10 protein-coding genes and 1 pseudogene are annotated in these 14846 nt (G+C 60.9%); 8 read left to right on the top strand and 3 right to left on the bottom strand.

The genetic code is table 11. The features are described 5' to 3' along the window. Positions 1–482 precede the first annotated feature (482 nt). The gene (locus tag YH3_RS32660) at positions 483–1247 is read left to right on the top strand and encodes an acyl-[acyl-carrier-protein] thioesterase (protein WP_030537783.1); all 765 of its coding nucleotides are present in this window, start codon (positions 483–485) and stop codon (positions 1245–1247) included. 149 nt (positions 1248–1396) lie between these two features. Here the strand turns inward: YH3_RS32660 and YH3_RS32655 are convergent, their stop codons facing one another. Further along, entirely contained in the window at positions 1397–2578 is a 1182-nt protein-coding gene (locus YH3_RS32655) for an ATP-binding protein (protein WP_030537784.1), read from the bottom strand. Further along, complete coding sequence (locus YH3_RS32650) at positions 2575–3333, bottom strand: response regulator transcription factor (RefSeq protein ID WP_030537785.1); 759 nt, start codon at positions 3331–3333, stop codon at positions 2575–2577. The genes YH3_RS32655 and YH3_RS32650 overlap by 4 nt, the downstream gene beginning before the upstream one ends. A gap of 140 nt (positions 3334–3473) precedes the next feature. Between YH3_RS32650 and YH3_RS32645 the strand changes: the two genes are divergently transcribed. The 7 genes from YH3_RS32645 (at position 3474) to YH3_RS32615 (ending at position 13763) form a co-directional block, all read left to right on the top strand. Then, on the top strand, positions 3474–3743 hold the full coding sequence (locus tag YH3_RS32645; protein WP_030537786.1) for an SHOCT domain-containing protein: 270 nt from the start codon (positions 3474–3476) through the stop codon (positions 3741–3743). Between the two features lie 81 nt (positions 3744–3824). Next, positions 3825–5408, top strand: coding sequence for a multicopper oxidase family protein (locus YH3_RS32640; RefSeq protein ID WP_030537787.1), 1584 nt, complete (start codon positions 3825–3827; stop codon positions 5406–5408). Between the two features lie 514 nt (positions 5409–5922). Beyond that, positions 5923–6150: a heavy-metal-associated domain-containing protein gene (locus tag YH3_RS32635; RefSeq protein ID WP_030537788.1), complete on the top strand. Its 228-nt coding sequence runs from the start codon at positions 5923–5925 to the stop codon at positions 6148–6150. 48 nt (positions 6151–6198) lie between these two features. After that, positions 6199–8502 carry a cation-translocating P-type ATPase gene (locus tag YH3_RS32630; RefSeq protein ID WP_047270630.1) on the top strand — a complete coding sequence of 768 codons (2304 nt, stop codon included), beginning with the start codon at positions 6199–6201 and terminating at the stop codon, positions 8500–8502. A 363-nt stretch (positions 8503–8865) separates the two neighbouring features. Beyond that, the gene (locus YH3_RS32625; protein ID WP_064444886.1) at positions 8866–11331 is read left to right on the top strand and encodes a cation-translocating P-type ATPase; all 2466 of its coding nucleotides are present in this window, start codon (positions 8866–8868) and stop codon (positions 11329–11331) included. A gap of 195 nt (positions 11332–11526) precedes the next feature. Next, positions 11527–12051 carry a DUF305 domain-containing protein gene (locus YH3_RS32620; protein WP_306294063.1) on the top strand — a complete coding sequence of 175 codons (525 nt, stop codon included), beginning with the start codon at positions 11527–11529 and terminating at the stop codon, positions 12049–12051. A gap of 428 nt (positions 12052–12479) precedes the next feature. Continuing rightward, entirely contained in the window at positions 12480–13763 is a 1284-nt protein-coding gene (locus tag YH3_RS32615) for an IS256 family transposase (protein WP_064444884.1), read from the top strand. Between the two features lie 503 nt (positions 13764–14266). Here the strand turns inward: YH3_RS32615 and ccsA are convergent. Beyond that, a pseudogene (ccsA, locus tag YH3_RS32610) lies at positions 14267–14714 on the bottom strand (cytochrome c biogenesis protein CcsA); the annotation flags it as partial. Between the last annotated feature and the right edge of the window lie 132 nt (positions 14715–14846).

Below are 14846 nucleotides of genomic sequence, written 5' to 3'. Positions count from 1 at the left end.
TCTGCGTCGTAGACCGCTGTTTCGCGCGGGTTTTGGTTGATTTTTTGCTCACCGTCGCCCCAATCTCTCGGTTGGCGCGGATGCCCACCGAACTACTAAGGTCGATAGTAGCTGAACTACGAACCTGGATAGTAGGTAGAGGTCGAGCGCGAACGCGCGGGTGGGCACTGCGGCGAGACGAGGCGCTTCGAGGCCGAGCCGAGGAATATGGGAATTCCATGGTGCCGCAACGATCTTGGGCACACTCAAGAAGGACCTGGAAAGGACATCGAACGTCAACCGGCAATCGCGCGGACAGTGTAGTAGTTTGCGAGACTGGATAGGCTCCTTGTTCACCATGTTCGGAGACCGGGCACGGACTACTGGGTACGACTGCGGCAGACCCGGCGGCTGATGCGGGACTGGGCGTAGGGATCGCACTACGTTGCAGCAAGGGTGTGCAAAGTATCGAAGCGAACAATCACATCTAAGGGATCTGCAAAATGGAAGCTGACGCGATGCGCAACCACCGCCTGGTGGATTTGCCGACCAATGGCGCGGTGTTCGAAACCTCTCGGCCGGTACGGACGGGAGATATCGACGTCTCCGGGACGGTGCGACTCGATGGCGTTGCACGTTATCTGCAGGACATCGGTTTCGACGATCTCGATGCGAGCGGCGCAGCGGCTGCCCACCCGGTGTGGGTCGTGCGCCGCACAGTCATCGATGTCATTCGTCCGGTCAGCTGGCCGGCTCGTGTGCGCATGCGCAGATGGTGCTCGGGGTTGTCGAGCAGGTGGTGCACGATGCGTGTCCGCATCGAATCCGACGGCGGCGGCTTGATCGAGACCGAAGGATTCTGGATAAATCTCAATCCGGTCAACGGGATGCCTTCCAGGATCGAAGAGAGTTTCATGGCCGGACTCGGTTCGACCGCCAACGATCACCGATTGAAGTGGAAACCCTGGCACACCGCTCATCCGGGCGATGGGGAGGAAACGACATTCGTCTTACGATCGAGCGATATCGATCCGTTCAACCACGTCAACAACGCCACGTATTGGCAGCCTGTCGAAGACCTGATCAGAGATTGGGCCGGACCCCGAAATCCACTCCCCTACCGAGCGATTCTCGAATATCGCTCTCCCATCACCGCGGGAAACGACGTGACCGTGCGGTATCACAGTTCAGGGGAGAGCCTGAGTAGTTGGTTCCTGGTCTCGGGTTCGGTGTGCGCGAGTGCCTACGTCACAGCGATCGAAGTGTAAGTCCCCGGGCCGGGTCACCTCTGCGCTCTGGTCTCTTGAATCGTCATTGATCGGTTCACCTCACGAGTTCTTGACCAGGTGTGCCGGTAGCGGCGGGGTGAGTGGGTGTTCCCGGAGCGTTTCCATTACCTCGAATGTCGCGTCGAATGTCACGCATCGACAGTTCCCCGGCAGTCGATGTGCCGCCCTTTCGGACGATGTACTGGCAACGCGATAACGAAGGTGGTGCCTTGCCCGGCTCCGTCACTCGCGGCGGTGATCTGTCCACCGTGTGCTTCGACGAGTGCTTTCGCGATGGACAGTCCGATCCCTGCCCCTCCGTGAGCACGATCGCGTGCTGCGTCGGCGCGATAGAAACGCTCGAACAGATAGGGGAGGTGCTCGGCGGCGACTCCATCGCCTTCGTCGGTGAGTGTGAGGATGAACCGATCCCCTTTCACCCGTCCCCGCACCTTCACTGTGCTCTGTGATCGACTGTGGCGCAGTGCGTTGTCGAGCAGATTGCTCAACACTTGCCCTATGCGCTCCGGGTCCAGCCACACCGACGGCAGATTTCCGGGGACGTCCACGCTCAGAATGACTGCTTTCGTGTCGTATCGTTCTTCGTGCGCCGCTACCGCTGAGCTCACCAGTACCTCAGGTCTGGTCCATGTCGGTTCGATTGCAGCTCGATTCGTCTCGGCATCGGACAGCGCCGAGACGTCGCCGGAAAACCGTGCCAGACGTCGGGTCTGATCTCTGAGCATCGCAATGGTGTGATCATCGAGAGCTTCCACTCCGTCTTCGAGCGCTTCCATGAATGCTTCGAGAACAGCTACCGGCGTCCGGATCTCGTGCGCGAGATCTGCCAGCAACCGTCGACGCATCGACTCGGCAGACTCGAGACGGACCGCCATTTCGTTGAAGGCCGTCGCAAGTGCGTCGAAGTCGTCACCGAGCTGCGGCGGCGGGACTCTGGCCGCGTAGTTTCCCGCCGAGACTGCCGTGGCGGCAGTTGACACCGCAGTCACCGACCGCTGCAGCCGACGACTGAGATACCAGGTCACAGCCAGCGCGCACAACGCAGCTGCGCCGATCGCCACGGACAACGAGACCGCAGTTGCCGAGCGATATGCCTGCTCGGCGTGCATTTGCTCCTCAGACATCGGAGGCACGCCCGCGCGGCGCAGATGCTCGCGGAACAAACTCGGACCGACAGTGACTGCAACGACCCATGAGGTGGCCGCTCCTGCCACCAAGACCAGCGTTTGGGCCATCAACAAACGCACGCCGACACCGAGTCCTCGGCGGGTACGCCCCTGATGAGACGAAAGTTCTTCCAGGGTAGTCATTTTCCGGAACCCATTCGGTACCCGATGCCGCGCACGGTATTGACATACAAAGGCGCGGCGGGATCATCGCCGAGTTTGCGGCGCAGATGACCGATATGAACATCGACAAGATGTTCGTTCCCCGTCCACGCAGGACCCCACACTGCTTCGATCAGTTGCCGACGGCTGAACGCCATCCCCGGCCGAGCGGCCAATGCCGCCAACACGTCGAATTCCGTCCGAGTCAGCAGAACCGGTTTCTCGGCGACCGAGACCTCTCGCCCGGCAACGTCGATCCTGAGCACCCCGAACGTCATTGGCGGACTCTCCTCGTCTCGGGTTACCGCTCTCGCAGTTGTACCGTGCGCGACTCCGCTGCGGGGTCTGCGCATCATCGCGCGGATCCTCGCTACCAACTCTCGGGGGCTGAACGGCTTGCTCATGTAATCATCGGCACCGACAGAAAGCCCGACGATGGTGTCCACTTCCTCACTGCGAGCAGTCAGCATCACCACGTATGCATCCGAAAATGTACGAAGTTCCCGGCATACCTCGATGCCGTCGATACCGGGCAACCCGAGATCGAGGACCACCACATCAGGATCGACCTCACGTGCCAGGGCGAGAGCGTCGAAACCGTTGTAGGCCACACTCACCTCGAATGACTCTCGTTCGAGGTAACTCGAGATGATCGAGGCCAGTGGGCGTTCGTCGTCGACGACCAGTGCCCGAAAACCTGCGTACCCGTCGGTTGACCGTGTTGACGTACTGTCCATGCCACCATCGTGGACTGCTCAGTCGCCGCTGCGCACGCGATACACGGTATGCGGTCACCTCTTCAGCGAATCTTCATAGAAAGCACACCGATCCCAGAGGGTTCGGCGAGCACTGTCGAAGGTGAGGAGAGTGAACGGACATGATGTGGTGGAGCGAGAATTCGGGTTATGGAATGGGTTGGGTCAGCTGGATTCTGATGGCGCTGGCGATGATCGCATTTTGGGGGTTGGTCATTGCGGCCCTACTTGCTTTGTTTCGTCCCAGGCGCAGTACCCGCAGCGAACTCCGTGGTACGAATGCGCAGCATCTGTTGGATGAGCGCTACGCCCGCGGCGAGATCGACGATGACGAGTATCGCTCCCGCAGTGAAGCTTTGGATCGATCCTCTCGTCGACACGAGAGTCGTTGACCTCTGCCGCACGCGCGCCCCGGGCTCGGTGGCGTATCAGTTCCGTTTCTCCACAACGACTAGACAAGGACAATCACAATCATGGCTATTGCGCCGTTCACAGGATCGGCTTTCAGTCGACGTACGTTTCTCGCCGCCACGGCGGCGGGGGCGGGTGGCCTGGCGTTGACCGCATGCACCACCAGCGGATCGTCCAACCCGAACCCCCCGCCGTTCGACAAGAATGCCATCACGTCCGCTGAGGCAGCGCGCCCGCATACCGGTCGCACCGTGGACTACACGCTCAATCCGCAGGGTGCCGATATCGATCTCGGCGGCATCACGGTGCGCACTCTGGCATACGGCGACAGTGTTCCCGGTCCGTTGATTCGCGCGAATGTCGGTGACGAGTTGGCGATCACCGTCAACAACGGACTCGATCATCAGACATCGGTGCATTGGCACGGCATCGCGCTTCGCAACGACATGGACGGCGCCATGCCGGCAAGCCCGAACATCGAATCGGGGCAGAACTTCACATACCGGTTCTCAGTACCTCATTCGGGAACGTATTGGGCTCACCCGCATGTCGGTCTCGACACCGACTACGGCCTGTATCTCCCCATCGTCGTCGACGACCCCCGCGAGCCCGTCGACTACGACGCCGAATGGATCGTGGTTCTCGACGACTGGACGGATGGAGTCGGCACGAGTCCGCAACAGATCCTCTCCGACCTTCAGTCCGGAAACGGCATGGGTTCGATGGGCGGATCCGGGATGGGCAACATGCCTGGCATGGGTGGAATGAACCACGGGTCGGCCGAAACCACGCTGCCCGCCACCTCGGGTGGCCCTAACTCGGTAGAATCAAGCGCTCTGCTCGGTGGGGACGCGGGTGACGTCAGCTATCCGTACTATCTGATCAACGGGCGGATAGCTTCTGCACCGACAACTTTCTCGGCCGCTCCCGGTCAGCGTGTGCGTATTCGCATCATCAACGCGGGTGCGGATACCGCTTTTCGAGTCGCCCTTGCCGATCACGTGATGTCCGTGACCCATACGGACGGTTTTCCGGTCGTACCGACAGAAGTCGATGCGCTTCTCCTCGGCATGGGTGAGCGCTACGACGTGATCGTCACGGTCAAGGACGGTGTATTCCCGCTCGTCGCCGCGGCCGAGGGTAAGAACGCTCAGGCTCGGACGCTGCTGCGTACAGGCTCGGGCGCTGCGCCCGACGCGTCGTTCCTCCCTCGGGAATTGGCAGGTCGAGTGGGCACGGTCGAGTCGTTCACTGCAGCCGAAAGTGTCGTTCTGCCGCGAAGCGATGGCACCGGTGTCGATCTCGTGGCAGACCTCGGGGGGGACATGATGAGCTACCAATGGACGATCAACGGTCGGAACTACGACCAAACCGAACCTCTGACCGTCAAAGAAGGGGACCGAGCCCGACTCACGTTCACCAACATGACGATGATGTGGCATCCCATGCATCTGCACGGGCATACGTTCCAAGTGGTCAAAGGTGACGGCGGTGTCGGCCCTCGTAAGGACACAGTCATCGTTCGTCCGATGGAATCTGTCGCTGTCGATCTCATCGCCGACAACCCGGGCGACTGGATGCTCCACTGCCACAACGGATATCACCAGGAGTCGGGTATGATGACCCGCTTGGGCTACATCGTCTGACACGTGGAGACGTCCGAACACACGATCACACCAGCACGGGAGGCGCGACCTGATTGGGCCGGCATCTCATTCGATGCCTCTTCCTACCCCGTTCGGCGAGGTGAGATTGTGGCCGCCCCGGCATCGGGTCAGCGTCCCGGAATCCCCGGCCTCTGCCCTGCCGCTGGACTGGGATCGAAATCCCGCGAACGGCGCAACTGCCCATGGCTCCGGTGTACACCTGGCGACACTCCACGGGCGCTCGAAATTCGACGTTCTCTGCGCGGGCGAATACACGAGGGAGAATCCGACCAAATGTCCGACGGAAGTAGTCGAGGCGCAGCCTTGACTCACCTTCTCCTAACGCGAGTATAGTAGAAACAGGTACCCCCCTGGGGTACCAGACGGGAAGGGAATCATGAGCGGTCAGACTAACTCGCAGCCGAATCTACTCGATAAGACGCAACGCGGCTGTGGATGCAACTCGACGAAGAAATCACCCACGACATCCGCGCCCACCCCTACGGAGGACATCATGTCTGCAACCAACAACACGTTCGCGGTCACCGGCCTCACCTGCGGGCATTGCGTCGGCGCCGTCACGGACGAGCTGCGCGCCCTCCCCGGAGTGAGCGAGGTCGAGATCGATCTCGTCGCCGGAGGAGTCTCCACCGTGACCGTCACAGCTTCAGCGCCACTGACCGAGGAACAAGTAACTGCCGCGCTCGACGAAGCCGGCAACTATCATCTCGCGAACATCTGACCGGGCGCCCACACCGCCAGCGTAGGCAGGTCAGGAGAGGTACATCTGATGAGCACCCTGGACAACACGACCGTCGCTGCCGAGTCCGCACACAGTGTCGAACTGGTCATCGGCGGCATGACCTGCGCCTCCTGCGCCGCGCGAATCGAAAAGAAGCTCAACAAGATCGACGGCGTCACCGCGACAGTGAACTACGCGACCGAAAAGGCGAAGGTCGATTTCACGGGTGCGGTAGCACCTGAAGACTTGATCTCCACCGTCGAGGCAACGGGATACACCGCCACCTTGCCTGCCCCCAAGGGCTCGTCCGGGGAGGTCGGCACTACCGACGGGGTGGACGCCCGAATCCAGGACGAGGCTTCGCAACTGCGGACCCGACTGCTCGTCTCGCTCGCATTGACTGTGCCTGTGGTCGCATTGTCGATGATCCCGCCATTGCAGTTCACGAACTGGCAGTGGCTGGCCTTGACGCTCGCATCTCCCGTCGTCGTCTGGGGCGCACTCCCCTTCCACCGCGCTGCACTGACGAATGCCCGACACGGCGCGGCAACAATGGACACTCTGATCTCGGTGGGGGTGTCGGCGGCCTACCTGTGGTCACTGTGGGCGTTGTTCTTCGGTCATGCCGGAATGGCCGGCATGAAGATGGAGTTCAGCCTGTTCCCACAGCAGGAGGGCGGAGCGGACCACATCTATCTGGAAGTCGCTGCTGCGGTCACCGTCTTCATACTGGCGGGGCGATATTTCGAAGCCCGCGCCAAGAAGCAGTCGGGTGCAGCCCTACGCGCACTGATGGACATGGGAGCCAAAGACGTAGCGGTGTTGAGGGAACACACCGAGATCCGAATTCCCACCGAACAATTGGTGGTCGGTGACATCTTCGTCGTACGCCCCGGCGAAAAGATCGCGACCGACGGCATCGTCACCGACGGCACATCTGCGGTGGACGCCTCCATGCTGACCGGCGAATCCGTGCCAGTCGAAGTGCGCCCTGGCGACGCCGTTGTCGGCGCCACCGTCAACGCTGGAGGGCGACTCCTCGTTCGAGCAACTCGTATCGGCGCCGACACTCAGCTCGCTCAGATGGCACGACTGGTCGAAGATGCACAGAACGGCAAGGCTCAGGTCCAACGTCTCGCCGACCGCATCTCCGGAATCTTCGTCCCGGTCGTCATCGTTCTCTCACTGATGACGTTGGGTGCGTGGCTTTTGACCGGTCACTCGATGGTGACGGCGTTCACCGCCGCCGTTGCCGTGCTGATCATCGCGTGCCCCTGTGCATTGGGGTTGGCAACACCGACGGCGCTGATGGTCGGAACGGGCCGCGGCGCCCAGTTGGGGATTCTCATCAAAGGCCCCCAGGTTCTCGAATCCACCCGTCAGGTCGACACCATCGTGCTCGACAAGACCGGGACCGTCACCACCGGGCGCATGAGTGTCGATTCGACAGTCGGCGCAGATGGCGAGAATATCGACGAATTACTTTTTGTCGCAGGAGCGTTGGAGGACGGCTCCGAACACCCGATCGCGCAGGCCATCACTCTTGCAGCTCGGGCTGACGGCCGGCCGTTGCCGAGAATCGAAGGTTTCTCCAACCACGACGGCCGAGGCGTCTCCGGTGTCGTAGACGGCCGAGCCGTTGCTATAGGTCGGCGAACCTGGTTAGAGCAGGACTGGTCTCTCGTCGCACCCAAGAATCTGGAAGTGGCCGCACACGACGCGGAAGCCGACGGAAAGTCCCCGGTGTGGGTTGCGTGGGACGGTTCGATCCGCGGAATCGTGGTCGTTTCGGACACTGTCAAGGACACCTCGAAAGAGGCCATCACTGCATTCCGAACCTTGGGACTACGTCCCATCCTGTTGACCGGCGATAATGCTCGCGCCGCCGTCGCCGTCGCAAAACAAGTGGGGATCGAAGCCGCCGATGTCATCGCCGAAGTCTTGCCCGCGGACAAAGTAAGCGCCGTCAAAGACCTCCAAAGCCGTGGGTATACAGTCGCTATGGTCGGTGACGGTGTCAACGACGCCGCTGCTCTGGCACAAGCAGACTTAGGTCTGGCCATGGGCACCGGCAGCGATGTCGCCATCGAAGCCTCCGATCTCACCCTTGTCCGAGGCGACCTGCGCTCCGCCGCAGATGCGATCCGTCTGTCGCGCTCGACGTTGAAAACCATCAAAGGGAACCTTTTCTGGGCCTTCGCCTACAACGTGGCGGCGTTGCCTCTGGCGGCGCTGGGGTTGTTGAACCCGCTGATCGCCGGCGCTGCCATGGCTTTCAGCTCCATCTTCGTCGTCACGAACAGTTTGCGCCTACGACGATTCACCAGTCATGCCACAAGCTCCGATCACTGATTTGATCCCGAATTCGACTGCCCCGATGACCTTCCGTCTGCCCTGAACTCTTCGGACGCGATGTGCGGGAGAGGTCCCACTGTCCACCCGCAACGAATCCAAAGGTTTCACTTCACGACGACCACCATCACGGACGAGGGCAGTCGTCGACTGCTTGGGACACCATGGTCCTTCATCGAATCTTCACCAAACATCTAACCAAGGCATATCCGCCACCGGCAGGCTCAGTATTGAGACACACGTGGACCCCACAACATCACGCCCCAGAGGTGCCGACGATCTGCCACAACACGGGAACATGCCACCGAGGTATCCGCACAGTCGCTGCCGCAAGAATGGCGGTCACAACGAGAGGGCGCAGAGATGAATCGAACCACCGTTCTCGAAGTACAAGGATTGCAGTGGGCGACATCGAAAGCCGCAGTCGAATCAACTCTCCTTCGCCGACGTGGCGTCGTCTCTGCTGAGGCCAACGTCCTCAACCAAACTGCCACGGTCACCTACGACCCGGCTGCAACCTCGATACCCGAACTGTCCCAATGGATCCGGGACTGCGGCTATCACTGCGCAGGGCGATCAGTGCCCTCCCACAGCTGCGACCCCCTCTCCGAACCAAACGACAGCACCAGCGCCACGCCCTCTGAATACCACGTTCATTCAGACCACGCCGACACATCAACCGACGCACCGGTCGAACACCCCGGCGAATCTCCTCACGGCGAACACACAGCGCACGAACCACATGCTCAACACTCTGCACAGGACATGATGGGGCACGGAGGCGCCCACGCCGGAATGTCGATGGACGACATGGTCCGGGACATGCGAAATCGCTTTCTCGTCGCTCTCGTTCTGTCCATTCCGATCATGCTGTGGTCCCCGATGGGGCGCGACATGTTCGGATTCACAGTTCCCGCCCCGTTCGGACTCCGCGACGACGTATTCACCCTGATACTGAGCTTGCCAGTGGTGTTCTACTCGGCCTGGATCTTTTTCGACGGCGCTTATCGGGCTCTGAAGGCCCGCACCCTCGACATGATGGTCCTCGTTGCCGTCGCCGTCGGGGCGGGTTGGCTCTACAGCGTCGCCGTCACCTTCACCGGCGGCGGCGAGGTCTTCTACGAGGCCGCGTCGGTGCTGACGGCTTTCGTCCTGCTCGGACATTGGTTCGAGATGCGAGCCAGAGGTGGAGCCAACGACGCGATTCGCACACTGCTCGAACTGACCCCGCCATTGGCAATCGTGTTGAGAGACGGCGAACCCGTCGAAGTTCCCACCGCCGACGTTGTCGTCGGAGACCTGTTACTGATCCGACCAGGCGGCAAAGTCCCTGTCGATGGAACGGTCGAGAGCGGAACTTCCGAAGTCGACGAGTCAATGGTGACCGGGGAAAGCCTTCCCGTATCCAAAGAACCGGGATCCGCAGTCATCGGGGCTTCCATCAACACGACGGGCACACTTCGCGTCCGAGCAACCAAAGTCGGTGCCGACACCGCCCTGTCCCAAATAGTGGCGTTGGTCCAGGAAGCGCAGAACTCGAAAGCGCCGGGGCAACGGTTCGCTGATCGGGCCGCGTTCTGGCTCGTCCTTGTTGCTCTGATCGGCGGCACCGGCACCTTCCTTGTCTGGTGGGCGGCGGGTGCAGGAGTGCAGACCGCGCTTCTGTTCGCAATCACCGTCGTTGTCATCACCTGCCCCGACGCTCTCGGTTTGGCCACGCCCACCGCCATCATGGTCGGCACCGGACTCGGAGCTCAACGAGGAGTGTTGTTCAAAAATGCCACCGCGCTGGAATCCTCGGCGCGCATCGAGACGGTAGTGATGGACAAGACCGGCACCCTCACCAAAGGCGAACCCGAAGTCACCGACGTCGTCGTCGACGGTATCGGCACCGATGAACTCCTTTCCCTTGTGGCCGCGGTCGAACGCGAGTCCGAACACCCCCTCGCCGGCGCGATCGTCCGCTACGCGGCCGAACGCGGCGCCCCGGAAGTTCCACTCACAAATTTCCGTAATGTGCCAGGTCACGGTGCGGCTGCGGAGGTGGACGGTCGTCGAGTGGCGGTAGGCAACCGCAAACTGATGATCGCCGAAAACGTCGACTTCGGCACATTGATGGGCACACGCGACGACCTCGCAGCCAGCGGGCGAACAGCAGTACTCGTCGCCGTCGACGGACACGGCGTCGGGGTGATCGCACTCGCCGACGCTGTCCGAGAGACTTCCGCCGCCGCAGTGGCGGCGCTGCACGACTTGGGCGTCGAAGTCGTCATGCTCAGCGGCGACAACGAAGCCACCGCACAGCGCATCGCGGGCCAGCTCGGTATCGATACCGTCATCGCGGAAGTGCTCCCCGGCGACAAAGCCGCCAAGATCGTCGAGCTGCAAAATGCCGGCAAAAAGGTTGCGATGGTCGGGGACGGAGTCAACGATGCTCCTGCGCTCGCACAAGCGGACCTCGGTATCGCCATCGGCGCAGGTACCGACGTCGCAATCGAAACAGCGGACCTCGTGCTGATGCGGTCGGACCCACTCGACGTACCGGTCGCACTACAAATCGGGCGAGGCACCCTCCGCAAGATGCGACAGAACCTCGGATGGGCCGTCGGGTACAACGTCATCGCCCTCCCCATCGCCGCTGGAGTCTTCGAACCCTCCCTCGGACTCGTACTTCGCCCAGAGATCGCAGCGCTCTCGATGTCCGGATCCAGCTTCATCGTCGCAGTCAACGCACTACTGCTGAAGCGACTGCGCCTCCCCTCTCCCCCAGATCAACACCGGCCTTCACCAAGCACAACCCCGAAGTCCACCTCACAGAACGCCTCATGACCGGACAACCATCTCCCAACGAAAGGGATTCCCGATATGAAGAAAGTCCTCGCAATCAGCGCTGCAGCAACTGCAGCACTATTCGTCCTCACCGCATGTAACAGTTCCAATTCCGATGGAACCACCTCCACACCGATGTCAATGAGTGTCGAGTCCAGTAGCTCGGCGGACGCGAGCACTCATAATCAGGCAGATGTGACATTTGCCGAGCAGATGATCCCTCACCACAGTCAAGCCGTCGAGATGAGCGACATGCTCCTCTCCAAAGACGGTATCGACCCCCGAGTGACAGCGTTGGCAGAACAGATCAAAGCGGCGCAAGGCCCAGAAATCGAGCAGCTGCAGGCCTGGTTGACCAGCTGGGGACAAAGTTCGTCCTCCTCGGGCATGAACATGCCGACCACCTCCCACAACATGGAAGGCATGACACCCTCCACCAGCATGAACATGCCCATGCCCTCCGAAAGCATGGGAACGATGCCCGGCATGGAGGGGATGATGTCCGCCGACGACATGACCGCGCTGCAGAATGCACAGGGAACTGACGCCGCGAAACTGTTCCTCACTCAGATGATCGACCATCACCGCGGAGCAGTCGCGATGGCGCAAACTGAAGTTGATTCCGGACAGTATCCCGAAGCTATCTCCATGGCGCAGACCATCATCAGCACGCAAAACGAGGAAATCACCACGATGGAAGGCATTCTCGCCACGCTGTGATCACGACTTCCGGCGTTCGTCGCTCGGATTTCAATCGGATGTGAGCACACGCGGCTCGGTGTCTCTGCTCGACAATTGATCTCGGCAGAGGCACCGAGCCCTTCTATGTGACAGGTCAACATCCCCGGAGGACGCCGAACGCAATGTCGGCAACCTCATTTGTCGAGGAGTTTGGTAATCACACCCGCCGATATCCTGGGACCAGCGCGCGGCGTCTGCGTGCGCGGTCACATTCATCGACTGCCGGGGAGGAGAGAAAACGGGTGCACAAAAACCCGACGCCTGAACCGACCCGAATCGATCTGTTGCATCAATCAGGTCCAGGCGCAAACCGAGCCCATCGATTAACGAGGGACTGGCCGGGTACGCAAACGAGAACAGAGGGACTGTAAGAACAACGGTGTAACTCTGAAAGGAGATACGCCACTATGACTGATGTGATTGATCGTGAGACAGAGACGAACTCGGCTCAGCCGGGTATCAGCGATGCGCGGCTCAAAGAGCTGGTCGAGCAGGCGCGAGCCGAAGGGCTGCAGTTGACCGGAGATGGTGGATTGCTGTCGAAGCTGACCAAGCTAGTCGTGGAGTCCGCGCTCGAAGGCGAGATGGACGACCACCTCGGATACGGCAAGAGCGACCCGGCAGGGAGGGGCAGCGGCAACTCCCGCAACGGCAGACGAGCCAAGAACGTGTTGACCGAGGCCGGCCCGGTCGAACTCGAGGTGCCCCGTGACCGGGATTCCTCCTTCGAGCCGAAGATCGTGGCCAAGCGGCAGCGTCGGCTCTCAGGCGTGGAGGACATGGTGATCTCATTGTCGGCCAAGGGTTTGACGACCGGTGAGATCGCTGCACACCTGGCCGAGGTGTACGGAGCCGATGTGTCCAAGCAGACGATCTCGACGATCATCGAGCGGGTGATGGAAGGCATGGCCGAGTGGCAGAACCGGCCGTTGGACCCTGTGTACCCGGTGCTGTTCATCGACTGCATCCACGTCAAGATTCGCGAGGGCAACGTCGCTAACCGGCCGATCTACGTCGCGATGGGGGTGACTGTCGACGGCACCCGCGACATCCTCGGATTGTGGGCCGGTGAGCACGGCGACGGGGAAGGGGCGAAGTACTGGCTTCGGGTGTTGTCCGAGCTGAAAAACCGTGGTGTGCAGGATGTTCTGATCGTCGTGTGCGACGGTCTCAAGCATCTACCTGACTCGATCGAGCAAGTGTGGCCACAGACCATCGTGCAGACTTGTGTGGTCCATCTTCTCCGTAACACCTACGCCTATGCCTCCCGCAAGGACTGGTCCGATATCGCCAAGGACCTCAAACCCGTCTACACGGCTCCGTCGGAGCAGGCCGCGCTCGACCGATTCGCAGAGTTCAGTGACAAATGGGAGAAACGCTATCCCGCGATCATCAGGCTCTGGACCAACGCCTGGGCTGAGTTCGTGCCGTTCCTACAATTCGACAACGCCATCCGGCAGGTCATTTACACGACCAACGCCATCGAGAGTGTCAACGCCCGAATCCGCAGGGCTGTCAAGGCCCGTGGACACTTTCCGACCGAGGCCGCGGCCTTGAAATGCGTGTATCTGGCCATCATGAGCCTCGATCCCAAAGGTACCGCCCGCCAACGCTGGTCCAACCGATGGAAGGCAGCACTGAATGCCTTCGAGATAACGTTCGACGGACGGCTGTCTGCCGGACGAAAGTAGTTAGAAATCAACCAATTACACCGTTTTCTGGACAGACCCAGAACAGACGACGTGGAGGTCATGATGCAGGACGTTCGGAGGGGGACGACCGACTCCGAGTTGATCGCGGAGGCGTACCGACTCGAAAGCCAGCCGGTATTGAGCAGGTGTGACCACATCAGGTTGACACTGATACACGATGAACTCGAGTGTCGGCGCAGGATCTCGGGCAAAGATACTCCCTGACGCGCCGCCCACAACGGCTTCCGCCTTGTAAGGGCAGGAAGTGCGCATGATTGACAGTTTGATCCACCACGTTCCCACACTCATGTCAGAATGGGTGCGCCACTCTCCCGGTTGCGCAGTTCGGGCACGGTCGGTCACCGACGGTCTCAAATAGTCGTTGTGCCGCGGGTTTCACTCGAATATACCCAGCCTGAGCCACCGCGGGACGTATCGGCTCCGTGCAGGTGCGGGCTCCCCCCTGATCCGTATGCCCCGCGCCACTTTTCACTCGCTCGCCCTCAGTTGAGCCCCGCGTACGAATGGAGGCCGGAGACGACCATGTTGATGATGAAGAGATTGAACAGCATCGCGACGAAACCGGCAACGTGTATCCAGGCGGCACGGGTATCACGCCAACCAGAAGTGGCACGCGCGTGCAGATAGGCGGCGTAGATCACCCAAGCGATGAACGAGACCGTTTCTTTGGGGTCCCACCCCCAGAACCTACCCCAGGCCGCTTCCGCCCAGAACCACGCCTGCTCCGAAGAGCGGAAAGGCGAAGATCGTTGTCTTGTAAGCTAATCGATCCAACACGTCTGCCTCGGGTAGACGATGCAACCATCTGCCGAGCTTCGAGTCGACACCACGGTCGTCACATCGGACTCTGAGCAGAAACAACATGCTCGATACACCCGAGATCAGGAAGACCCCACTACCGATCGAGACGATCGAGACGTGGATCGGAAGCTCTGGCGACTCGCTCCTTCAGCAGCCTGACGAACGTGCACCCATCCCCACGACCGAGCTGCCGTCCCGCATCCGTCCCCGACTTTCGGGAGCTGGTCAGAAACTACAGTCAGTCCGACAACGATCGACGAA

The organism is Rhodococcus sp. YH3-3 (genome assembly GCF_001653035.1).
GTDB classification, from domain to species: domain Bacteria; phylum Actinomycetota; class Actinomycetes; order Mycobacteriales; family Mycobacteriaceae; genus Rhodococcus_F; species Rhodococcus_F qingshengii.
This window is presented reverse-complemented; position numbering and strand designations above follow the sequence as displayed.